Below are 21,116 nucleotides of genomic sequence, written 5' to 3' on the forward strand. Positions count from 1 at the left end.
GGTGTCCACGCCACCGTACTGGCGACGCCAGTTGTACAACGTTGCCGCCGAAACTCCCAGATCAGCGGCGATCTGCTCACCGGTCTGCCCAGCAGCAGCGAGCTCGTCGGCACGGCGCAGCTTCCGCACGATGTCCTCCGCGGAATGCCGCTTGCGTCCTGCCATGGTCCTCAGTGTCCCTTCTCGGCCCTCACCAGGCCAAACAAGGACTCTAATACCGATCGGTCTCATCTATAGGGGACGGCCCACTGCGACCATCGTCGGCAGGCCGCTCTGCGATGGCTGGGGGTGGAGACATGATCCGACAATAGATATGACCGACCGGTCGGTTAAGATGTGGGCGGCGAGCTTGCTGCCACGTATGCTGGGGATATTCTGCAATATGGGTCGGTCTACCGTCCCGGACATGGTTCCGGAGCGGGGTCCGTGGTTGGGAGTTGGGGGCCACCGATGGTCGACGGCGGCCAGTTGCAAACGGAACGTGATCTCGCCGGGAGAGTCACCGCCGATCTGAAGGTGGCGGGTTTCGATGATGCTGTCGAATCGGTCGCGGCGGCTCAGGTGTCGTGTATCGCTGCGAGCGGCCTGCCCTGGACCGCACCGTGGCGGCAGCAAGCATGAAATGGCTCAAGGCATTGTGAAGTGGTTCAACAGCGAGAAGGTGGCTTCGGCTTCATCGCCCAGGACGGAGGGGCCCCGACGTCTTCGTGCATTACTCGGCGGTCAGCGGCTCCGGGTTCAAGTCGCTCTATGAGGGACAGTGCGTGGAGTTCGAGATCGGCCAAGGCAACAAGGGTCCGCAGGCCGAGGATGTCCGTGTCCTTTGAACCTCGCCAGGTTCGACGGTCCCGCCCAACGGTGCGGGGCCGTCGCCATCGCGTCGACCCGCCCACACTCCGAAACGTAAGCCAGTGTCGGTGGAAGTTGTTGACACCGAGTAGATTACAAGCCAGCTGCGCGCTTCATCCAGGCGTTCTTCCGCTCGTGGTCGTCGGTCGAGGTTCGGTTCCCTGGGGAAGGGTGCGCATCGAAGGGGAGTTCACAAGGGGGTGAATACCCCCAAGCCGCGCTCAGAAGACTCACTCGCAATGGCGAGTCCGAGGGGGATGCCGTGAACGCCGACGCAATCGATACACTGCCCGACAGTCGACTGATCGCAGCCACGTTCGCTCGACGCGATGAGGGTGACGTCCCCTCCGCTACGGGGTCGATCCTGCTCGAATCCGTCGGAGGTCTGCTCGACGCACACCGCCGGATGGCAGCCCGAACCCCCACTGTCGACGCGTCGGTCGCATGGGGTCACGCTGCCGCGGTGCTGGTGGCGGCAGATGCCACACTCGACTCCGTCATCGCTATCTGGAATGAGTCCCAACGCCTGATCGCAGCCGTCGATCGGGAGGCGCGCCGGATCCTCGGCGCCCCCGCCCCCTGGGCCACCGAGCATTCCGACAGCCTCGGCGCGGTGTACCTACGCCTCGCCTACCTGCACTCGATCTCGTTCGATCGGCTCGTGCTCGACGGTCCCGAGGGCGCCAACCGCCGCCGACTGGGCCGCGCGTACACCGACCACGACGACCTCGTCCACCATCTGACCAACGGCACGAAATTCCTGCCCACCGCGCTCTCGGACCCGCGCAGCTGACGGTTTCGAACACGACCCCGACCAGCAGCCGCGGTGGACTCGGCCCAGGGCACGCAGTGACGATAGCGGGCCCGGACGGGGGTGGATAATCTGGCGGTGGCCGAGCACGGCCGCACCCGAAAAGGCCTCCGATGCTGGTGCGTCGGTGGCGAGTACGGCCAGTTTCCGGTTCTGGTTCGTCGATCAGCGCTGGGAGTGGTCCGAGGAAGTCGCAGCCTTACACGGGTACGCACCCGACACGGTGACTCCGACGACGTGTCGCACAAACATCCAGCTGACCGCGGCAAGGTCGCAGAATTACGTTGTCGTGCTTGAACTCTCGGTTTCCGACCGCAGCCGACGCATCTCCACTGGCGTATCGGTGGTCACGCCCGGACCTTGTCCGGCGTCGATCTGGTCCTTGCGGATCCAGTTCCGAAGGGTCTCGGCCGACCCGATACCGAGCTTGCTCGCGACCGAGGCGATCGCCGCCCACTCCGAGGGGTGCCGTGACCGGACTTCGGCGACCATCCGCACGGGCCGTTCACGAAGTTCGGGCGGGTACCTCTTCGGCGATCCTGACGTGACTCCATCCTTGCCGAGGAACATCAGCCTGTAAGTTTACAAGGTGTCGTCAGGGTGAGTGATCCGGCGGATTCAGGACGCGGTGGTGTCGGGTGATGAGCAGTTGCCCGCGGTGGTGAAGGGGTAGGCGAGTTGGTCGAGGTAGCCGACGGGATAGTCCGGTTTGGCGGCCATGCCGAGGTCTTCGCTGGTGAAGCGGCGGTGGGGGTCGTAGGAGTAGGTGTGGAACAGGTGGTCCCAGATGAGGGTGAACAGGCCGAAGTTGACGTCGCCTATTCCTGCCCATTTGAGATGGTGGAAGCGGTGTCCTTCGTTGAGTGCGAGGACGTACTTGGCGGGGCCGACGCGGTAGTCGACGTTGGAGTGTTGCAGCAGTAGTTGGATCGCGACGGCGAGTGCGAGTGCCGCGGCGACGTCGACCGGAAGGCCGATCAGGATCAGGGGTGTCACGGCGACGGTGGTCTCGATGGTTTGGTGCAGTGGGTGTTTCATCAGGCCGTTGAAGCCGTAGAAGCGGGTGATGCTGTGGTGGACGGCGTGGAATCGCCACAGCGGATCGATTTTGTGGCTGAGGAGGTGCGTGACGGTGATGCCCAGGTCGGCGACCAGCACGGCTGCGGCGACCTGGCACACGAAGGGCCAGTCATCCGGCCACAAGCCCGGTGCCGGGACGATCGCGGCCAGCAGTGGGATAGCGGCGACACCGAGGAGGGTGAGTCCCTCGTTGACCACGACGTGAACGCGGTCGCGGACCGTGTCGGGATGGGCTCCGTTCCATGCGCTGTCGTAGGGGAGTGCGCGCTCGGCCGCGAACGACGCGGCGATCGCCACGGCGAGAACGATCAGCAGCAGGTACTTCGGCGCGCCCGCCGCGGCCAGGGCGACGCCGACGCCGTTGAGCCCGAGGAACAGGAAGGGTGCGTATCCGTAGCGGACCAGCGTTCGTATCGGCGAGCGGGTGCGTGTGGTGGTGTCCATGGGGCAATCGTGGGTGGCGGTGGTGCTGTACGGCTTGAATGTTTCGGCTACAACGAATGTGTGATCTGCCAGTCCGTATTGCGGCTCAGCGCCGAGGGTGGCAGACCGAACGTCTCCCGGCACGTGCGCGTCAAGTGGGCGCTGTCGGAGAATCCGGCGGCGTGTGCGCTCTCGGTCAGGTTGTGACCGGCCGCGGTGTGGGCGATTGCCCGGGTCAGTCGCAGCCACAGGATGTAGCGGCGCAGGGGAATTCCGACCTGAGCAGTGAACAGATGGGTGAGTCTGGTCGTGGAGATTCCGATCTGCCGCGCGACTTCGGAGGTGTGCACCGGGCCGACAGCGACGAGCGCGGGTAGTACCTCGAGTGTGTCGCTGATCGCGGGATGCCTCGTTGGGCAGTCGATCGGGCCGGATCGTGACAGTTCGGCGATCAGGGTGGTCACGAACTGTCCGAGTGCGGTGTCGTCGAAATCGGTCGTGACCGATTCATCGATCCAGCCGAGGGCACGCGCTTGTTGCTCGGCGGCGCGGCCGGCGTCGCTGTCGGGCTCGAGGAAGACGGCGACTCCTGTCGGTGCGCCGATCATGATTCGATGAGAAGTATTACTGGGCACTATGATTCGCCCACCGCTGTGTTGCGTGCCGGTCCGGTCGGCGACACTCAACCTGGTAGGTGCTGTCATCACCTGTACGGCGTGGTGGGAATGTCGCTCGGTCCGGCCGATCGACCCGGTGAACGCGAGGACCCCCGGGCGGATCAGGGCGCTGCCCTGCCAGCCGATCGGGTCGGTCGTCGAAGGCCGACTGTCATCGTCCATGGGCTGCCCGAGGCGTGGTGGTGGACGCGGCCGTGGAACCGGACTTGTCCGCGGCGGCGCGAGCGCGGGCTCGTTCGATCTCGTTGATATGGGTTTCTGTCCATTGCCGCAGGGCGGAGATGGGTTCGGCCAGGCTTCGGCCGAGGTCGGTCAGGTCGTATTCGACTCGCGGTGGGATGGTCGGATGCACTGTGCGGGTGAGGAATCCGTCGGATTCGAGGCCGCGCAGTGTCTGGGTGAGCATTTTCTGCGATACACCCTCGGTGCGTCGGCTCAAATCGGTGTAGCGCATGGTGCCACCGAGGAGGGCGTCCACGACCAAGATCGTCCATCTACTGGCGATGCGATCGAGGACTTGGCGTGTCGGGCACTTTGCGGAGTGCGGGCATCGGCTACGAGACCGAATGAATCCACCTTGGTTTTCATGGAAGGAGAGTAGCGCACTAAAAGGTGCTGTCTTCCTAATCGAGTGTCACTCTTTGATAGTTACCTCATGACCAATTACCGCATGTCTGTCGCGGATGCGATCCGCAGCCGGCGCACCATCCGCCACTACCGACCCGACCCGATCGCGGAGGAGGTACTGGATTCGCTTCTCGAACTCGCCATCGAGGCTCCGACCAGTTGGAACTTGCAGGACCGCTCGATCGTCGTGGTCGCCGGCGGCGAAGGTCGCGAGGGGCTGGCGTTGGCCACGAGTGGTCAGCCCCAATCGCGCGAAGCCCCGGTTATTTTGGTCTTCGTGGCCGAGTCGCAGTCCTGGCGTGAGGATCACAGTGATATCTATGACCAAGCCCGTCGCAGTGGGGCATGGAGCGAGGAGTTCATCGCTACGTTCTCTTCCGCGTCACATGCATTCCAGAGTGATCTCGAACAGCGCGGCCTGCTTCGCGAGTATGCGGTCAAGGACGCGATGATCGCAGCCTCCTATCTGATGCTCGCCGCTACAGAAGTCGGCCTCGCGACATCGCCGATGAACGGCTGGGACGAGGCCGAGGTGAAGAAGGCCGTCGGCATCGCCGACCGTGACGACCTTGCTATCGCTCTGCTCGTCTCGCTCGGCTATCCGGCCGAGCAACGACCTCACCCCGGTCGGCTCACCCTGGAACACAACGTCTTCCGCGAGCGGTATTGCTCGAAACGAAGTGCTGGAGGTCCGAAATAGGCGCCACGAAACCTCGGTCAGGAAGTGAACGTCGCTTTGCCCGTGCCGCTCCCGCTGCGGGCGGGAGCGGCACGGGCTCTGTGCGAGTCGGCGTTCAGGCGTCGTAGTGCGGAGACCGCATCTGGCGGCTGGCCGCCTCGACGATATCCCCGTCGAACAGCTTGGTCTGGAAACTGGCCGACATCGCGGCCGCCTCGGTCGGGAAGTAGACGTCGGCGAAGTGCCGCGCGTTGTCGTAACCGTCGAACTCGTAGAAGCCACCGGGAGTATCGGTGCCGATCCCGCTGAGCCAGGTCTTGCGGACCAGGCCCGGCTGCGCGAGCAGGACCGGATTCATCCGAGGCCACGGCACCTGGTCGAACGGGACGGAGAGTTGGAGTTCGGTGTAGACGAAGACCTTCTTCGGCATGGTGATTCCTTTCGGAGTAGCGGCAGGGCCGGATCCAGGTTGGAGATCGGCGCCGATCATTTCTAGGATGGTCGTACTAGTGCCGCTGTCGAAGCATGCACTAGTACGACCATCCTAGTCAAGTGGGTCGGAGGCGGCTTCGGTGTTCGGCGCTGCGGAATCCGTCGTAGATTGTTCGACATCACGCGTCCGCTGCCACCGTGGGAGTCTTGGTGATCGCAACGGACACAGCAGATTCGACGTCTGTGATCGGGGGTTCCTCGGGCCGGTTGGCTGAAATTGGGCACGGCCCGCGCTGGGGCTGCGGCGCGGCGGTGCGCCGAAGCTGCCCGATGAAGGCGGGGATTCTCCCTGCTCGCCGAGCTGTTTCCGCGCTGCGGTGTCCACAAAAGCGTTGCCGTGCTGGAGAGCCTCTGTGTCTGGATTGTCCACCGGAACCGGACACTCTCCGCCTGGTTGGTGAGCGGGGCGACTGACGCGCTTACCAGGCGTTTGGTCGCTTTTCAGGAGTTCGGTGACGGTTGATGGCTGATGAATAGTCGTTGTGCGGCTTCGCGGGCCCGGTGTGCGGTCCTGGGCTCGCCGTGGATTCCAGCGGTGACGATCGCGCCTTCGGCGAGCAGGTAGATTGCCTCCGCCGCGTCGGTCCCGGTTGCCTCCACCCAGGCGATCACATGATTGCGGAAAGCCAGCTTGTGAGAACGTACTTCGTCGAGCACGGAGTCGGACGTCGGCCCGAGTTCACCGTGGATGTTGATCCACGCGCACCCTCGAAAGCCGGGCTCGGCGAACCAGTCGCCGAGCCAGTCGAAGACCGCCAGAACCCGCCCGGTCGGCTCCTCGAACTGTTCGACGTACCTGATCAGATCGGTCCGCCACCGTCGATCGCGACGTTGAAGCGCTGCGACCACCAGGTCATCCTTCGTGGTGAACATCGCGTAGATCCGCTTGAGCGATAGGCCGGATGCCTCGCGAATGCGGTCCATCCCCACGGCTCGGACTCCGTGGGCGTAGAACAGCGATTCGGCGGCGTCCAGCAGTGCCTCGCGATCTTCGGCCATCCGATCGGCGGTCAGCGCGGCGGGCATCGGTATGTCTCCCTTGACGTCGAGAATGATCGTTCTCTACTGTATCCCGACAGAGTGGAGAACGTGCGCTCTCCATATCGAGAGGATTCCCGGTGCCCGAAGCTCGCCCGCTCTTTCCGCCGTTCAGCCTGCAAACCGCGGTCCAGAAGGTTCAAGCTGCCGAGGATGCCTGGAACACTCGCGATCCCGAGCGGGTAGCCCTGGCCTACACACCGGACTCGGTGTGGCGCAACCGGGATGTCTTCCTCAGTGGTCGCGCGCAGATCGTGAACTTCCTGACCGCGAAGTGGGAGCGCGAGCTCGACTACGCTCTGCGGAAGAGCTTGTGGGCCTTCGATCAGAACCGAATCGCAGTACGGTTTCAGTACGAATGGCATGACGACATCGGCCAGTGGTGGCGCAGCTACGGGAACGAACTGTGGGAGTTCGCCGACCAAGGATTGATGTCGCGGCGCGAGGCGAGTATCAACGACGTGGCGATCGTCGAGGGGCAGCGTCGGATTTTCGCGCGCCGCCCGCCGCACGAGTATGGAATCGACTTTCCCCTTCGGTAGTAGGGCCGACGATTCCCGAGTGCCGAGATCGTACGGGCAGATCAGCCGCCCTGCGGTAGGCCATGCAGGTGTTGGACTGCGCGATGGTCGTCGCGGAGTAGGACTCGATCATCTCCGTGCCGTGCCGTGCCGTGCCGTGCCGTGCCGTGCCGTGCCGTGCCGTTCCTGGAATTCACCCGACAAGCCGAAATCGGCGGGGTTGTGTAACCAGTGATACGGCAGGTCGATCCGCGCGCGGTACAGGCTCGGCTATAGCTACCGTGGCTTTCACGCCGCCACGGCGGTTACCGGCGTCGACGTGGCTTCGCGCACTGTCGGATTCCGGCAATTGTTTCATCGAATGTGGTATCTGGATCACGGCGTCGCGCGGATGCCGTCGAGCAGTCCGTCGATGACGCGTTGCAGCGCGGTGACCGTGCGATATTCAGTGCGGATGCCGTTCCATTTCGGTAGCAGTCGCACGGCGTCGGGGAATTCGGCGAGTAGGTCGGCGTCGGCCTGCTCGGTCCAGCGCGGCCGGGAGATGCCCCGATGTTCTCTCTCGCGGCGCTCGTCTTCGGAGCGGCGCACCGCGAGTTCGCCCAGGACGAAGCGCCATACAACGTTGTACATGAACCCCGCGTATTCGTCATCGGCGCCGAGTCGTCGTGCGCTACGCACGAATTCATCGAGGATCCACATCGCCGAGCGCCCGTAGGAATCGCCGCTGACCAGTAGCTCCACCACCCAGGGCAGTCCGTACAGCACCTCGACGAGGTGGTCGGACACCGCGATCAGTCGAGCCCTGGGCTCGTCGGGTAGCTCGGGTCGTGGGAGTTCGTCCGCGCGCGCGCTCAGTACGGCGATGGTCAGCGCAGCCTTGGTGGGGAAGTGGTGGTACAGCGCGGCGGTGCTGACTCCCAGGTCGTCGGCAAGTCCGCGCATGCTCAACGCCTCGGCGCCTCCGAAGACGAGCATGCGGGTGGCGGCAGCCACGATGTCCTCGCGTCGCGCGCGGACGGGGCGGCCGCGCTTGGGGACTGCATCGGAGCTCACCTGTCCCATTCTGCGGATCGAATCTCTCGACACTGCGGTAAGGCTGTGCTAACTATAGTAAAAACACGCGTTATTAAATTACTGGAGGTTGCTGTGTCCGAGCGTGCCGACGCTCGCGCAGGATGGACGCTCGCCGTCGTATTCCTCGTGATGTTCCTTGTTTCCCTTGATCTTTCGATCGTCAACGTGGCTCTGCCCGATATCGAGGCCACGATGGGTTTCGGCCCGTCCGGACTCAGCTGGGTGATCAACGCCTTCCTGTTGAGTTACGCGGGTCTGATGCTGTTGGGCGCCAGGCTCGCAGACCTCACCGGTCGCCGTACCCTGCTGCTGGTGAGTCTCGCGGTCTTCGGCCTTGCCAGTGCGTGGGGCGGAGCGGCCCAGCACGGCTGGGAACTGTTGGCGGCCCGTGTGATCCAGGGTGCCGCCGCGGCGGTCCTGGCTCCCATGTCGCTGGCACTTGCCACCTCCGAATTCGCAGAGGGTCCGGCGAGAGCCAAGGCGATCGCGGTCTGGGGCGGAGCGGCCGCGGCAGGTGGAGCGCTGGGCGTCGTACTCAGCGGAATACTCACCGATCACCTGGGCTGGCGGTCGGTGATGTGGGTGAATCTGGTGTTCGTCGCGCTCGCGGTGCCGGCGGTGCTGCGGGGGAGCGACAACGGCGTGGCTATGCGCCATGCGCGTCCTGATGTGCTCGGCGCCATTCTGGTCACTGCGGGAGTCAGCGCATTGGTGCTCGGCGTGATCGCCACCGAACGGCACGCCTGGGGGTCGATATCGGTCGTGGGCTGGTTCTGCTCGGGTGTAGGGCTGCTCGTCGCCTTCGTGTGGGTCGAGAAGCGGACTGCTGATCCTTTGGTGCCATTGGGATTCCTGCGCCGCCGCGCGCTGATCGGCGCGATGATTTTCGGCTTCCTGCTCACCTCCGCTCAGATCGCGAGTTTCTACTTCGTCTCGCAGTTCCTCCAGCGCGTCCTCGGCTACAGCCCGACCGGAACCGGCCTGGCCTTCCTGCCGTTCTGCGCGGGGATCGTCATCGGCCTACGGATCGCCATGGTGATCACCGCGCGCGTCGGTCCGCGCTGGGTACTGCTGGGCGGCGGGCTGCTCGGAGCGGCCGGGCTGCTGTGGTTCGGTGCAGCCGACGCCTCGACCTCCCTCGTCACCGGCATCCTGGGCCCCTCGCTGGTCGCCAGCATCGGCATCGGCGCCGCGGTGGTCGCCATGGGTGTCGCCGCGGTGACGGGCGTACCGCCAGAACAGGCAGGACTCGCTTCCGGCGTGCTCAACAGCGCGCGTCAACTCGGCGGGTCACTCGGGCTGGCGATTTTGGTGACGGTGGCCGCCGACGTGATCGGTGACAGCACCGAACCCGTAGTGCTCGCCGATGGCTATACGACCGCGCTCCAGATCGCTGCCGGCCTACTGGCCGTTGGCGCGATCGCGACCGGTTTGATCCTGCCTCGGACCAGGCGGTCCAGCGAGCCCGATGTGCCGGTGGTGACGTGACCGTCGGCGTCCAGGGAACCCGGGTGAGCGCGTACGCCGTGCACGGTGGAGGCCACTGGTGGCCGGGCGCGCCAAGATCCGGAGCCCCCGATCATGAGGCATCGGAATTCGATGCCACTGCCGGGATCCTGGAAAGTCGGCCAGCGTGCGTGCTTCGAAGGGCAGCAGTTCCACCGCAAGGCCTCGATGATCGACGAGATCGATCGGTAAACATCGATGACCGTCTCGTTCCGGAGGTCCAAAACGATGTGTTTCGCGGTGCCGGGCACCGGCCAGGCCACCGCCGCCCTCAACACCTGCGCACGCCCTGGGGTCGGGGACGCCCCGCTTCGGGTGAACGGTGTGGACAGGTCGGTGATCGCCCCTGATTACCTGAGTCGATAACCCAGTACGAAGTCGACGGCATATTCGGTCACGCCATCGCTGTCTCCGTCCAGGAGATGGCCGCCGTCATCGAGGGCAAGCATCCGCACCTGCGCCGGACCGAAATCGTAGGTCTCGACCGTGGCGCCGTGTTCGAATCCGCGGCCGGGATCGGCCTCCTGACGCTGCACGCGAGGTTGAGGATGATTCGCCATCGCGAGGGTCGCGGAGTTGGTGCCGACCCACTGCCTTACCGCCATCCGCCCTAGCGGAACAGTGCTGAGGGGATCGGTGTTGCTCTCTACCACGAGGACCGGCAACGGGCGTGCGTGAGAACCCATTTCGGCGTGTGCGGCGAGTCCGGTGGTATCCGTGCCGCCCGCGTAGGCCCCGGTACACCACGAACTGATCGCGGCGTAGATGTCGGGGTAGGCAGCGCCCATGATCGTGGTCATCAGGCCGCCGGCGGAGTGTCCGATGGCGTACACCCGGTCCGGGTCGATACCGAGCCGGTCCCGGACCTCCTCGGTGATCCCGGCGATGATCGACGGCTCACCACTGCCACGATGCTGATCACTCTCACGCCCCCAGTTCCAGCACGCGCCCGGATGCGCGGAAGTGGGTTGCGTCGGGGAAACCAAGACGAACCCCCGCTCGCGGGCGACCCTGGCCAACGGTGACTCGAGAAGCTTTGTCGGGTCGTTCGCTGCCGGGTCGCAACCGTGGAGCCACACGATCATCGGTCTTCCCTCGGTGTCACCCGAAGGGGTGTAGACGAGGTATCGGCGCGAACCGGCCGCATTGACGTAATCGGCGACGGTCACCCCCATCTCCGACTCGGCGTTCGCGAGCGCGTGGGGCCATGTCGAAACCATGAGAAATGCTGTGACAACGCCGATCACGCGCGAGAGCGTGTTGGCGAACTCGTGTCGGAACATGATGCGACCGTACCCTATGACCGACCGGTCGGTCATAGGGCCGGGCAGGGCTTGCCCGCTTGTTTCGCGATGTACCGCCCGTGGAAAACGTTGTGCTCCAGAGGAGTCGACCGGTATGAAGCCGTTCTTCGGCGGGGTATCCGATCGACACGAGCAAGGCGATAGCCGAGTCGTCACGGTTTCCGATGTCGGTCACCTCCTTAACCTCCGCCTCGACCCAGCCATTCATCGGCGACGTCGCCAGGTTCATCTCCGTCGCGGCGAGCATGAGGAAAGACGCTACGATCATCGCGTTTTGGACCGCACACTCCTGGAGCAGGCCTCGCCGGTCCAGAACACTCTGGAAGGCGTGGGACGCGCCGACAAACATGGTGATGAACTCCTCATCCCACGCTCCATCGCCTCGCGTCATCTTCGGTGGCCTGGCGGGCACGATCTTCGAACACGGCGGGTTCGACGCGGCCATGGTCGAACCTGCCAGCGGCACCGGCCTCTACCTGTTCAAAGGCGACCAGTACGTCCGCTACGACACAAAGGCCGAAGCCATCATGTGACCCACCCGCACCCCTAGAGTCCGGGCACCTGCGTGAATGTTCCCGCCAACCGGCGGGGGTATTCTCGGGGTCCTGGTAGTAATCGCGCGAAATACAACGAAGTTGTCTGGAACAGCGGTGATGTCGGGTTTCCGGTGCCCGTTTTTCCTGCCGGAATAGCGGTCGGGTTGGCCGCGGGCGAGCGTCAGGTCAGGGGCGGGGTGGTGCTGCTGGTGATGCGGTAAATGGTGGAGCGGCCGACGCTGTATTCCTCGGCGAGGTCGGCCAGGCTGGCGTCGTCGTCGGAGTCGTGGTAGTAGCGCTGGATCGTTTTCCGTCCTGCGAGAGGCAGTTTCGGCTGTTTGTCGACCGGGTCACTCCGTTACGGGCAGGCACTCGGTGAGCAGGTCGACGACGTCGCGCCAGGCTCGCTGCGCGTGCAGTGGGTGGTAGCCGACGCTGGGGACCGCGGGGTGGTCGACCGGCGGGTGGTGGAAGGCGTGCAAGGCGCCGCCGTAGACCACGAGGCGCCAGTCGACGCCCGCGGTCTGCATCTCGGCGGTCAACGCCTCCCGTTGCGCGGGCGGCATGATCGGGTCGTCCGACCCGACGCCCACCCACACCGGGTAGCGAATGCGCGCCGCCTCGCCCGGGCGGCCCGTGGTCAGTGCGTTGACTGTCCCGATCGCGCGCAGGTCGACGCCGTCGCGCCCGAGTTCCAGCACGATTGCGCCCCCGGTGCCATCGCCGACGGCGGCGATCCGGTCGGGGTCGGTCCGCGGTTCGGCGCGCAACACGTCGAGCGCCGCGTGGCCGATGCCCCGCATCCGGTCGGGGTCGTCAAGCAGCGGCATGCAACGGGCCAGCATCTCCTCGGGATCGCCCAAATAGCTCCCGCCGTGGACGTCGAAGGCCAGCGCTACGTACCCCAGCTCGGCGAGCGCATCGGCCCGGCGGCGCTCGACGTCGCTGAGCCCCATGCCCTCTGGTCCGACCAGGACCGCGGGCCGGCGGTCGACACCGGCCGGGAGCGAGGTGCCCAATCATCGTCAGGCCGTCGGCCGGGTACTCGACCGTGCGCGTTGTAACCGTCGTCATGAGACTGGACTGTAGTGATAGTCGAGCCCCGGCCGGGCCGGTGTTCACTGCTGGCAAGAATAGCGCGGGTGTGCCTCTGACATGCGTTGATGGCTCACAAGATCTGTCACGCATTCCGCTCCCGCGGCAGCGTTTTCGGATCACCTGCACTGGACACGGCGCTGGAGGTCGAACCTGCCGGATCTTCCGCTGGGGTATACCTCGCCCTGGACGAGCAGACACCAACCACCCCAACGTTCGACCCGTACAAACCGGATCAGAACGTAGCGGCAGCGATCACCAGCCCACGACCCAGGACCTACACCTCGACATCACCGCAAGTCGCAGGAAAATTCGTCAGAGCTACCGGTACCCTTACGGGACATCTTCCCTGGTCAAGCCATTGTCGTTGTTTCCGCGCGATTACTACCGGAACCCCGGGCACTCGGAGAACTCCGTCGTGCGAAGCAGAGGAAGTGGGTCCGGCGGTGCCAGCCCGTGTGGTCGGCGGGGTGAGCCGGGGACGGCCCGCTCGGACAGGGCCCTCCCTGCTGGGGTGCTACTTCACCGATTCGAGGATCCAGTGCTGGAGGGTCGCACCACGTTCGGCCATGATCAGGCCCCGTCGTCGGGCCTATAGGTCAGTACCCACTCCGGGAGATCCCTCCTGAACAGGAGCCCGTTCTCGGTCCGCCACCGGTGTGCGTAGTTCGAGCCGGCGCCGACGAGGGACACCCCTGGAAATCCTGCTACCAGGACGAAGTTTCCGAGGGCCGAGTCCTCGACGGCGTTGACCACATGGTCCTTCGCCCTCCATGTAGGTGTCTTCGCTGCTGGCGTCGAACCACCACCGCTGACCGGCCGAACCATCGCGTTCAGCGATGCGCAGACCCGGGCCCGAGGTGCGGGTGGACTGGCCGTCGATCTCGTCGTAGAGCACCTCACCGCTGGTGGGCTCTCGTCCTTGCCCTTGCCTGCCGCGGTCAGGTCGGTCACCTCGCCTCCGCGCGTGCTGGCCAACAGGAGCCCGGACTCCTTGTCGACGATCAGAAAGTCTCCTTCGGGAAACCCGTTGGAACTTACAGAAACCGCCTCCTCGAAACATTTGGGAAGAGCGACAAGTGATGCGCCGCGGAGCTGCAATCGCGCGGACCGAGGGTATCGCCCACAGATAGCTCGTCCTACACCGCGTGGGGCATCCGGACTGCCCTGCTGAACAAACGCCTCGCTTGCTCAACTCCAGCGGGGGTTCGCGAAGGAACGGACGACGACTATCGGTCGAAGATCCCGAGTGCTTTGGCGCAGATCGTGGCGATCCCGTCGACATCGCGTGCGATGTCGTCGTATTCCGTCTGGCCGTATGTCCAGCGCAGCAACCCCGCCCAGTACACCTTGTCCATATAGTCGAGCATGGTGTCCCAATCCTTGCGCTTGACCTCGGGCGGTGGCTCCCATCCGAGTGAGCCCTTGGTGAGGACGCGCTGGTCGCGAACGAACTCGTCGGAACTCAGCATCGATTGAGTGTAGGTCCGCAGCATGTTGGGATGTTCCTTGAGGACCGCCGCGGACATATGGATGATCCGGCGCAGGGCGCGCAGCGATGTCGGCTGCTTCGAGGTGGGACTCACGTCATCGACGACCTGCCTGATCCAGGTGACGCCGAGTATGTACGCGAGGTAGTCGCGCGAGTTGAAGTATCGGTAAATCGTCGCCAACGCGACGCCGCTCTCTTCGGAGATGGCCCGCATCTGCAACGCGTCGTACCCGCCCGTGTCCGCGATTCGGTGGGCCGCGGCGAGGATGGCGTTGTATTTCTCGACTTGTGCCGGCGATGCCGTCCGCTGGCCGATGGCGATCCCGGTCGTCTCCCGTAGTGCCCAGTCCTGTAGCAACCGCGGTGCTCCCTGTCCGTCGCCGATGAGTCAGTACCGCGACGATGATATCGAACCGCCTGTCGTCGCCCGGGTTAGTAGAACGGAGTTCTAGATCTGCGTTCTGGCGTTAGGTGCCTATCGATGAGGCGCGATCTGTGAGGGCCGTCCGGTGTTCTCGTGCGATCAGGCGTCGGTAGGCGGATGCGATTTCGGCGGCCGTCCTTGGCCGGCGCGGTGAGGTTGCCGACTCGGGGAGCAGGGATTCGATTGTCGCGTCGCCTGCGATCCGTGCCTTGGAGCCCGATGACGATCGGTTACCGCTGACGATGGGCGGCGAATCGCTGAAATAGGTCAAAATAGGGCTATTGGCTCAAGTAATACCTAGAAGAGAAAGAACGGTGTTATAGAACAAGGTTCTTGACTGTGGCTTGGATCGTGCTCTACCGTCGATCGCTGAGACGAGACCGGTAGTTCACGAAATGCGATGGCGTCGAAGGGCACAGGGTGGTGGAAGCGTTCAAGGATCTCGGCAAGAGACTCTCGAATTGGGGTCGGTGGGGCGCTGATGATCAGAAGGGCACCCTGAACCTGATTACCGCCGAGATAGTCCTTGCGGCCGCGGGGTCAATCCGCTCCGGCAAGGTCTTCGAGTTGAGTCTGCCGTTGGGACACGATGGACCGCAACGTGGAGGTCGCGGTCGGTTCAACCCGCAGCATTCGATGAGCGTGATGCCTGGGGAGTTCAAGACTCCCGACGGCTTGGTGGTGGCCGACGACATGCTAATTCTCCCGTTGCAGTGCGCGACTCAGTGGGACAGCCTCGCCCATGTTGGCTATGACGACAAGTTCTACAACGATGTGACCGCATCCGAGTCGATCACCGCGATGAACGGCGCGAGCCGCAACAGCATCGACGCAGTGCTCCCGGGTGCGGTCGGGCGTGGCGTCCTGCTCGACATCGCACGACTGCGAGGGGTCGAGTGGATCCGAGCCGAGGATGACCCGATCGGTCCTGCCGAACTCGAACAAGCTGAGGCGGCGCAGGGGGTGCGGGTCGGCGACGGGGACATCCTGCTGATCCGGACCGGTTGGCGGCGCAAGGCGATCGTCGAAGGCTGGTCTGCAGAGTGGATCAAGGTGAATCCCGGTCTCGGACTCGACTGCGCCGAGTGGCTCTGCGATCGCAATGTGTCGGTACTGGCCTCGGACAACTGGGGTGTCGAAGTGCAGCCATCGCGTACGAAGGGTGCCTACCTGCCGCTGCACTGCGTGATGCTGCGCGATGTGGGAATGATGTTCGGCGAAATGTTCGACCTCGAGGAGTTGTCAGCGGACTGTGTCCAGGACGGGCAGTGGGACTTCTTCTTCTCCGCGCCGCCCCTTCGAGTCGTGGGCGCGGTCGGATCACCTGTAGCCCCGATCGCGGTGAAGTGACGTCGAAACTTTCAGCTGAGGAGATCTGCTGATGCCCGTATTCAGGTACAAGTTGTCGTCCCGGCCAGGACCGCTCACCGTCGAGGACTATCGAGCGCGTGCTCGGCGTGCTGTCCCGGACATGGTGTGGGCGTATGTCGACTATGGCGCCGAAAGTATGACGACGATGGATGCGAATCGGGCCGCCTTCGATCGCTATATGCTCAAGTCGAAGGTACTGACCGGCCACGAGGCCACTGATCTGACTACAACGCTTGCGGGTCAAGATATCTCGGTCCCGATATTGCTCGCGCCGACCGGAGCGGCGGGCCTGTCGCACTGGACGGGCGAGCTGGGTGCGGCACAGGCCGCCGAACGTGCGGGGACGCTGTCCATTGTCAGTACCGCGGCGTCGTATTCCTTCGAGGAGATCGCCGCGGGCACCGAGCGCGGACACTTCTTCCAACTCTATCCATGGGCCGACCTGACCACCGGCAGGCACGACCTGACTCACGCGATGATGAAGCGTGTCGAACACGCTGGCTACAGCGGCATGTTCGTCACCGTCGATGTACCCACCCACGGCAACCGCGAGTCCGAGCAGAAACGTGGCATGGGCAACCCGCCGGTACTTACGCCCAAGCGCGTCCTCGACGCCGCACTCCGACCGAAGTGGTGGGCCGCCTTCCTCAAACATCAGCGCATGTCGTTACGCAATCTCATAGATCCAGGGGAGAGGGCGGGCGGTGCCAGAACCGCTATGAAGACGCTCAGCCGCCAATTCCGGATGATGCGGCCGGAATTGAACTGGGATGACTTCGCCTGGATGCGTGAGAACTGGGACGGGCCGCTATACATCAAGGGAGTTCTCGACGCGGACGACGCCGAACGCGCCGTCGGCCTGGGGGCCGATGGTGTCGTCGTGTCGAACCACGGTGGGCGGCAATTGGATTGCGCGGTCGCAGCACTCGATGCGCTGCCCGCGATCGCAGACCGCGTCGGCGGTCGCGCCGAGGTTCTGCTCGACGGTGGCATCCGCCGTGGGACCGACATCGTCAAGGCGCTGTGTCTCGGTGCGGACGGGGTCTGCATCGGCCGCCCCTACCTCTACGGACTAGCCGCCGCCGGACCGGACGGTGCCCGGCATGTGGTCGAAATCCTCAAGTCTGAGATGCGGCGTGCCATGACTCTCATGGGTGTCGCCAACCTCGATGACCTCGATGCGTCGTGGCTCATCCCGGCTGGAGCGCCGGTCCCCATCGTCGGTCGCTGATCTGTAGTCATTCGTCAACTCGTCTCGAAGAGAAAGCCCACGACATGCCATATCAGCGTATGCGCGAACTCTGGGACGCCGACCGTCCTGCACTCGGTGGATGGGTTGTCTCGGGGAGCGAATTCGCGCTCGGTGTCTTCCGTCGTGCGGGGTTCGACTATGTCGGGATCGACTGTCAACATTCGGTGTCGAGCGAGGCGACGGCGGCCGAATGGCTGGCACGGACCCCGCCTGGCACCGTGCCGACCATAGTGCGGGTGTCGAAAAATGACACTGCATACATCGGGCGTCTCGCCGACGCCGGCGCGGATGGGATCATTGTCCCGATGGTGAACACACCAGAAGACGCTGCCGCGGCGGTGGGCGCGGTACGCTACCCGCCTGGCGGTGCCAGGAGCTTCGGACCGATCGGTGTGGGACTTCCGGTTTCCGACCTCGATGCGTTGGCCGCGCGGGTTGCTGTGTTCGTGATGATCGAAACCGCGGAAGCCCTCGACAACGTGGCGGCAATCGCCGCTGTGCCCGGCCTCGCTGGAATCTATGTAGGACCGGCGGATCTGTCGATTGCCCTCGGTATGAACCCGATGAGGGCATTCAGTTCCGACCAACTGATCGAACCATTCGAGCGCATCCGGGCGGCGTGCGAGGCATCGAATATCGTGCTCGGTCTGCATACCCTGAACGCGAGCGGTGCCCGTCAGTGGATCGAGCGAGGCGCCCGCATGGTGACCCTCGGTTCGGATACCGGGATGTTGCTGTCCGCAGCCTCGAACGAGCTCGGCGCCGCGCGAACGGTCGGAGACGAGACTTCGCACTCGGTCGAATCCTCGGCGACCCCCTACGGTCGCTGACCGGCGCCGGCCGGGTCGTGTCAACCGACGATCAGGAGAATTCAATGCATATCGAGATCGACAAGGATAGGTGCATCGCCAGCGGCGCTTGCGTCTTGGCCGCGCCTGCCATCTTCGATCAGGACGATGACGGAATCGTGGAGGTGATCGTCTCCGATCCCGCGCCGAATCAGGAAAAGGAGGCTGCGGCCGGAATCCGAGCGTGTCCGGCCGCGGCGATCTGGGACGAGTGAAGGTCGTGCACCGGGGCGATGAAAGAACTGTGCTGACATCAACGTCCGAGGTACTGATCGTCGGTGCAGGGGCGGCCGGTGTCGGAGTGGCGGGCGCACTGCGCGCCGAGGGCTTCGTCGGTGCGATCACGCTGGTCGGTGACGAGGCTGGGGAGCCGTACGACCGCCCGCCGTTGTCGAAGCAAATCCTCACGGGGGCCTGGGAACCGGCACGCGCCACATTGCTGCCCGGCAAGCGATTCGGCAGCCTCGATCTCCGATACCTTGCAGGCACCGCCGCAGCATCCCTCGACATCGAGGAGCGTACCCTCGAACTCGCTGATGGACGATCGGTCGGCTATGATGCCGCCGTTGTCGCCACCGGGGTGCGTCCGCGCAGGCTGACGCCTGAGATTCTGAGAAACGTGCACATCCTGCGGACCATGGACGACGCATTGGCCCTGCGCGCTGCGCTGATACCCAACGGTCTCCGCGTCGTGGTCGTCGGCGCGGGTTTCCTCGGCCTGGAGGTAGCTGCGTCGGCGCGTTCCATGGGTGCGGATGTCGTTGTACTCGAACCGGTTCCGAATACACCTCTGTCGGCTCGAATGGGTGCGTACGCCGCAGAGAAACTGGCGGCACTGCACGCGAAGCATGGCGTGCGTGTCATCACTGGCGTCACCGTCACATCGATCAGCGGTTCGCCGTCGGGCGTCGCATCACAAACGGTGCCGACGGTCGAGGAATCCGACGACGGCACCGAGATCCGCACGGTCACACTCAGTGACGGCTCGGAACTTCTCGCAGATGTCGTCGTCGTAGCGATCGGAAGTTCTCCCAATGTGGAATGGCTCCACGATAGCGGATTGACGTTGGACGACGGCCTCATCTGCGACCAGATGTGCAGTGCAGGCCACGGTGTGTGGGGCGTGGGCGATGTCGTCAGATGGCTGCATCCCGGTATCGGGCGACTCGTCCGCCTGGAGCATCGGACGAATGCCACAGAACAAGGACAGGCCGTGGCGCGGAACATGCTGGGCCAGAATGACGAGTTTGCGCCTATTCCCTTCTTCTGGACCGAACACTTTGGCGCGAAGATCCAGGTTGCGGGCTTTCTGTCCACTGACGCCTGCTTCGACACGGTCCACGGCACCATCGACTCGGATTCGTTCGTGCAACGCGTATACGACCCTATGGGTTCCTTCGTCGGCGTACTCGGGTGGAACGCACCCCGCCAAATGATCACCCACCGTGCGGAATTGATGAAAGCTTCGTCTTTTGCCCGCTAGCGATATCCCGAATCCCCAAAGTCCAATTTGCGAACACAGACAGACATTGAGCAGAACATGACCACTATCCCGACCGTGAACCAGGATCTCACCGACTGGGACTTCTGCCAGAATCCCTATCCGGAGCTGGCGCGATGGCGCACGCTCGGCCCGGTCGTCTACAACGAGTTCGCCGACGAGTACATGATCACCGGATACCGCAACTGTTCGCGAACCCTGGCCGCGGTCAAAAAGTTCAGTTCGCAGGACCTCGAGGAACTCTTTGTCAAGGCGTTCGGCGGAGTGACGATGGAGGCCCTCGACTCGACCCGCCATCATGAAATGCGCGCCATATGGTCGGAGTTCTTTCAGCGCGACGCGCTCGAAAACCAACGTGACCTGGTCAGCGATATCGTGACCTCGCAAGTGGATCAATTCGTGGAACGGTTGCGCTCTGGTGAATCGCTCGATGCCATCCCGAACATGACCCGCGCGATTCCGACTCTCGTCATCGCGCGCATGCTCGGCATCGATGAGTCGATGCACCAGCAGTTCAGCGCTTGGAGTGACGCGATGGGAGGGACGCAGGAAGGCGCCTACGATCCCAGTCCAGAGGGCCGGGCGGTGTTGCGTAGAGGTGCTGCGGCGACCGCGGCGCTCAACGCCTACATCGCCGATGTCATCAAGAGCCGCCGCATGGCTGCCCGGGGCGAGGACCTGGTGTCGATGATGGTCTTTCACGACTTCGCCAAGGAGATGGCTGAGCAAGAGATCATCGCCAGCAATACGCAGTTGGTCTTCGCAGGTAATGAAACGACGGCAAAGCTTATGGCGACCACTCTCGTCGCGCTCGCCCAGCATCCGGAGCAACGCCGTGCTCTGGCCGCCGATCGTTCGCTGATCCCACGGGCGATCGAGGAAATCCACCGTTGGCAGACGCTCGTTCAGGTTTTGCCCCGGCGTGCGTGCTCGGACGAGTCTGAGGTCGAAGGTGTCCGTGTGCCCCGCGGTGCCCAGGTGAAGGTGTTGATCGGAGCTGGAAATCGCGATCCGGAGCGCTGGGAGCAGCCTGACGAACTCGATATCCATCGTGAACCACGTCAGCATCTCGGTTTCGGTTTCGGGATGCACGTGTGTTTGGGGCTGAATCTCGCTCGACTGGAGATACAGGTCTGGCTGAATCAGATTCTCGACAAGATGCCTGATTTCGAGCTTGCCGACGAGATCGTCTACGGTCGCGGTTTGGGGCTACGAGGCCCAAAGGCTGTCCCTATCGTCATGTGACGAAGCGCTTGAAGACTCGACACCATGACCACAAATGTGCGTAGTCGAACTCTTCCCTTCAGGATGCCGCCGCACGAGAAGTCGAGGTAATTCCAGTGCGGCTACGCGCGTCGGGCGGCGTCTGGTCAGGTCGGCGGCACTTCGTCGTAAGGGAAGCAGGTAGGCGTTGGCGTCCCGCCTGCGCGGCGAGTAATGCGCAGGTGGTGACGCCATGGATGGGGGTGGCGGGGCAGTCCCGTTGGAGCCAGTCGATGGTGGTGGCCACCAG

22 protein-coding genes and 3 pseudogenes are annotated in these 21,116 nt (G+C 64.1%); 13 read left to right on the forward strand and 12 right to left on the reverse strand.

Going from position 1 to position 21,116, the window contains the following annotated elements; translation table 11 throughout:
- Positions 1 to 231: transposase (locus tag JZ792_RS31595; RefSeq protein WP_308165529.1), on the reverse strand; the 231-nt coding region annotated here is incomplete at its 3' end.
- Between the two features lie 391 nt (positions 232 to 622).
- Here JZ792_RS31595 and JZ792_RS31600 point away from each other — a divergent pair.
- The 3 genes and pseudogenes from JZ792_RS31600 to JZ792_RS42350 all read left to right on the forward strand — a co-directional run.
- A pseudogene (locus tag JZ792_RS31600) lies at positions 623 to 827 on the forward strand (cold-shock protein).
- A 284-nt stretch (positions 828 to 1,111) separates the two neighbouring features.
- Positions 1,112 to 1,642 carry a hypothetical protein gene (locus JZ792_RS31605; protein WP_216916450.1) on the forward strand — a complete coding sequence of 177 codons (531 nt, stop codon included), beginning with the start codon at positions 1,112 to 1,114 and terminating at the stop codon, positions 1,640 to 1,642.
- 145 nt (positions 1,643 to 1,787) lie between these two features.
- Positions 1,788 to 1,942: pseudogene (locus tag JZ792_RS42350) on the forward strand (antitermination regulator); the annotation flags it as partial.
- Here JZ792_RS42350 and JZ792_RS43295 read toward each other — a convergent pair.
- The 4 genes from JZ792_RS43295 to JZ792_RS31620 form a co-directional block, all read right to left on the reverse strand.
- Positions 1,940 to 2,230: a transposase gene (locus tag JZ792_RS43295; protein WP_368858170.1), complete on the reverse strand. Its 291-nt coding sequence runs from the start codon at positions 2,228 to 2,230 to the stop codon at positions 1,940 to 1,942. The pseudogene JZ792_RS42350 and the gene JZ792_RS43295 sit on opposite strands and share 3 nt — an antisense overlap.
- Before the next feature lie 48 nt (positions 2,231 to 2,278).
- Positions 2,279 to 3,184 (reverse strand): sterol desaturase family protein, encoded by a 906-nt coding sequence (locus JZ792_RS31610; RefSeq protein ID WP_216916452.1) that lies wholly within the window; start codon positions 3,182 to 3,184, stop codon positions 2,279 to 2,281.
- 47 nt (positions 3,185 to 3,231) lie between these two features.
- Positions 3,232 to 3,771, reverse strand: coding sequence for a helix-turn-helix transcriptional regulator (locus tag JZ792_RS31615; RefSeq protein WP_254190629.1), 540 nt, complete (start codon positions 3,769 to 3,771; stop codon positions 3,232 to 3,234).
- A gap of 220 nt (positions 3,772 to 3,991) precedes the next feature.
- A complete protein-coding gene (locus JZ792_RS31620) occupies positions 3,992 to 4,318 on the reverse strand; it encodes a winged helix-turn-helix transcriptional regulator (RefSeq protein ID WP_308165530.1) in 327 nt (108 codons plus the stop codon).
- A gap of 177 nt (positions 4,319 to 4,495) precedes the next feature.
- Here JZ792_RS31620 and JZ792_RS31625 point away from each other — a divergent pair, with 177 nt between their 5' ends.
- Complete coding sequence (locus JZ792_RS31625) at positions 4,496 to 5,167, forward strand: nitroreductase family protein (protein WP_254190630.1); 672 nt, start codon at positions 4,496 to 4,498, stop codon at positions 5,165 to 5,167.
- Positions 5,168 to 5,261: 94 nt separating this feature from the next.
- Here JZ792_RS31625 and JZ792_RS31630 read toward each other — a convergent pair whose 3' ends face one another.
- Both JZ792_RS31630 and JZ792_RS31635 read right to left on the reverse strand, forming a co-directional pair.
- Positions 5,262 to 5,576 carry a hypothetical protein gene (locus tag JZ792_RS31630; protein WP_216916456.1) on the reverse strand — a complete coding sequence of 105 codons (315 nt, stop codon included), beginning with the start codon at positions 5,574 to 5,576 and terminating at the stop codon, positions 5,262 to 5,264.
- A gap of 503 nt (positions 5,577 to 6,079) precedes the next feature.
- Positions 6,080 to 6,664: a TetR/AcrR family transcriptional regulator gene (locus tag JZ792_RS31635; protein WP_216916458.1), complete on the reverse strand. Its 585-nt coding sequence runs from the start codon at positions 6,662 to 6,664 to the stop codon at positions 6,080 to 6,082.
- 92 nt (positions 6,665 to 6,756) lie between these two features.
- Between JZ792_RS31635 and JZ792_RS31640 the strand changes: the two genes are divergently transcribed.
- A complete protein-coding gene (locus JZ792_RS31640) occupies positions 6,757 to 7,218 on the forward strand; it encodes a nuclear transport factor 2 family protein (protein ID WP_216916460.1) in 462 nt (153 codons plus the stop codon).
- Between the two features lie 354 nt (positions 7,219 to 7,572).
- Here JZ792_RS31640 and JZ792_RS31645 read toward each other — a convergent pair whose 3' ends face one another.
- Positions 7,573 to 8,253 (reverse strand): TetR/AcrR family transcriptional regulator, encoded by a 681-nt coding sequence (locus JZ792_RS31645; protein WP_216916462.1) that lies wholly within the window; start codon positions 8,251 to 8,253, stop codon positions 7,573 to 7,575.
- Between the two features lie 93 nt (positions 8,254 to 8,346).
- On the opposite strand from JZ792_RS31645, the gene JZ792_RS31650 reads away from it, so the two are divergent.
- Positions 8,347 to 9,762 (forward strand): MFS transporter, encoded by a 1,416-nt coding sequence (locus JZ792_RS31650; protein WP_216916464.1) that lies wholly within the window; start codon positions 8,347 to 8,349, stop codon positions 9,760 to 9,762.
- Between the two features lie 368 nt (positions 9,763 to 10,130).
- Here JZ792_RS31650 and JZ792_RS31655 read toward each other — a convergent pair whose 3' ends face one another.
- Positions 10,131 to 11,063: an extracellular catalytic domain type 1 short-chain-length polyhydroxyalkanoate depolymerase gene (locus JZ792_RS31655; protein ID WP_254190631.1), complete on the reverse strand. Its 933-nt coding sequence runs from the start codon at positions 11,061 to 11,063 to the stop codon at positions 10,131 to 10,133.
- Between the two features lie 148 nt (positions 11,064 to 11,211).
- Positions 11,212 to 11,475, reverse strand: a pseudogene (locus JZ792_RS42750) (nitroreductase family protein); the annotation flags it as partial.
- Here JZ792_RS42750 and JZ792_RS42360 point away from each other — a divergent pair.
- Complete coding sequence (locus JZ792_RS42360) at positions 11,438 to 11,617, forward strand: hemopexin repeat-containing protein (protein WP_254190632.1); 180 nt, start codon at positions 11,438 to 11,440, stop codon at positions 11,615 to 11,617. The pseudogene JZ792_RS42750 and the gene JZ792_RS42360 overlap by 38 nt on opposite strands.
- Positions 11,618 to 11,970: 353 nt before the next feature.
- Here JZ792_RS42360 and JZ792_RS31665 read toward each other — a convergent pair whose 3' ends face one another.
- Both JZ792_RS31665 and JZ792_RS31670 read right to left on the reverse strand, forming a co-directional pair.
- Positions 11,971 to 12,576, reverse strand: coding sequence for a dienelactone hydrolase family protein (locus JZ792_RS31665; RefSeq protein WP_254190633.1), 606 nt, complete (start codon positions 12,574 to 12,576; stop codon positions 11,971 to 11,973).
- A gap of 1,368 nt (positions 12,577 to 13,944) precedes the next feature.
- Positions 13,945 to 14,565 (reverse strand): TetR/AcrR family transcriptional regulator, encoded by a 621-nt coding sequence (locus JZ792_RS31670; RefSeq protein WP_216916469.1) that lies wholly within the window; start codon positions 14,563 to 14,565, stop codon positions 13,945 to 13,947.
- Between the two features lie 486 nt (positions 14,566 to 15,051).
- Between JZ792_RS31670 and JZ792_RS31675 the strand changes: the two genes are divergently transcribed.
- The 6 genes from JZ792_RS31675 (at position 15,052) to JZ792_RS31700 (ending at position 20,848) form a co-directional block, all read left to right on the forward strand.
- Positions 15,052 to 15,981 (forward strand): cyclase family protein, encoded by a 930-nt coding sequence (locus JZ792_RS31675; RefSeq protein WP_216916471.1) that lies wholly within the window; start codon positions 15,052 to 15,054, stop codon positions 15,979 to 15,981.
- A 31-nt stretch (positions 15,982 to 16,012) separates the two neighbouring features.
- Positions 16,013 to 17,233: an alpha-hydroxy acid oxidase gene (locus JZ792_RS31680; RefSeq protein WP_216916473.1), complete on the forward strand. Its 1,221-nt coding sequence runs from the start codon at positions 16,013 to 16,015 to the stop codon at positions 17,231 to 17,233.
- On the forward strand, positions 17,188 to 18,084 hold the full coding sequence (locus JZ792_RS31685) for an HpcH/HpaI aldolase family protein (RefSeq protein ID WP_216916475.1): 897 nt from the start codon (positions 17,188 to 17,190) through the stop codon (positions 18,082 to 18,084). Before JZ792_RS31680 ends, JZ792_RS31685 begins: the two co-directional genes overlap by 46 nt.
- Before the next feature lie 44 nt (positions 18,085 to 18,128).
- Complete coding sequence (locus JZ792_RS31690) at positions 18,129 to 18,317, forward strand: ferredoxin (RefSeq protein WP_216916477.1); 189 nt, start codon at positions 18,129 to 18,131, stop codon at positions 18,315 to 18,317.
- A 29-nt stretch (positions 18,318 to 18,346) separates the two neighbouring features.
- The gene (locus tag JZ792_RS31695) at positions 18,347 to 19,585 is read left to right on the forward strand and encodes an NAD(P)/FAD-dependent oxidoreductase (protein ID WP_216916479.1); all 1,239 of its coding nucleotides are present in this window, start codon (positions 18,347 to 18,349) and stop codon (positions 19,583 to 19,585) included.
- A gap of 75 nt (positions 19,586 to 19,660) precedes the next feature.
- Complete coding sequence (locus tag JZ792_RS31700) at positions 19,661 to 20,848, forward strand: cytochrome P450 (RefSeq protein WP_216916481.1); 1,188 nt, start codon at positions 19,661 to 19,663, stop codon at positions 20,846 to 20,848.
- Positions 20,849 to 21,116 lie beyond the last annotated feature (268 nt).

It is taken from the genome of Nocardia noduli (assembly GCF_019038455.1).
Lineage (GTDB): Bacteria > Actinomycetota > Actinomycetes > Mycobacteriales > Mycobacteriaceae > Nocardia > Nocardia noduli.

Bases quoted from the DNA above. Each gene is read 5' to 3' on its own strand.
- JZ792_RS31665 (WP_254190633.1), bottom strand. From the start codon at position 12,576: ATGGGGCTCAGCGACGTCGAGCGCCGCCGGGCCGATGCGCTCGCCGAG.
- JZ792_RS42360 (WP_254190632.1), top strand. From the start codon at position 11,438: ATGAACTCCTCATCCCACGCTCCATCGCCTCGCGTCATCTTCGGTGGC.
- JZ792_RS31690 (WP_216916477.1), top strand. From the start codon at position 18,129: ATGCATATCGAGATCGACAAGGATAGGTGCATCGCCAGCGGCGCTTGC.
- JZ792_RS31635 (WP_216916458.1), bottom strand. From the start codon at position 6,664: ATGCCCGCCGCGCTGACCGCCGATCGGATGGCCGAAGATCGCGAGGCA.
- JZ792_RS43295 (WP_368858170.1), bottom strand. From the start codon at position 2,230: ATGTTCCTCGGCAAGGATGGAGTCACGTCAGGATCGCCGAAGAGGTAC.
- JZ792_RS31610 (WP_216916452.1), bottom strand. From the start codon at position 3,184: ATGGACACCACCACACGCACCCGCTCGCCGATACGAACGCTGGTCCGC.
- JZ792_RS31680 (WP_216916473.1), top strand. From the start codon at position 16,013: ATGCCCGTATTCAGGTACAAGTTGTCGTCCCGGCCAGGACCGCTCACC.
- JZ792_RS31625 (WP_254190630.1), top strand. From the start codon at position 4,496: ATGACCAATTACCGCATGTCTGTCGCGGATGCGATCCGCAGCCGGCGC.
- JZ792_RS31615 (WP_254190629.1), bottom strand. From the start codon at position 3,771: ATGATCGGCGCACCGACAGGAGTCGCCGTCTTCCTCGAGCCCGACAGC.
- JZ792_RS31655 (WP_254190631.1), bottom strand. From the start codon at position 11,063: ATGTTCCGACACGAGTTCGCCAACACGCTCTCGCGCGTGATCGGCGTT.
- JZ792_RS31630 (WP_216916456.1), bottom strand. From the start codon at position 5,576: ATGCCGAAGAAGGTCTTCGTCTACACCGAACTCCAACTCTCCGTCCCG.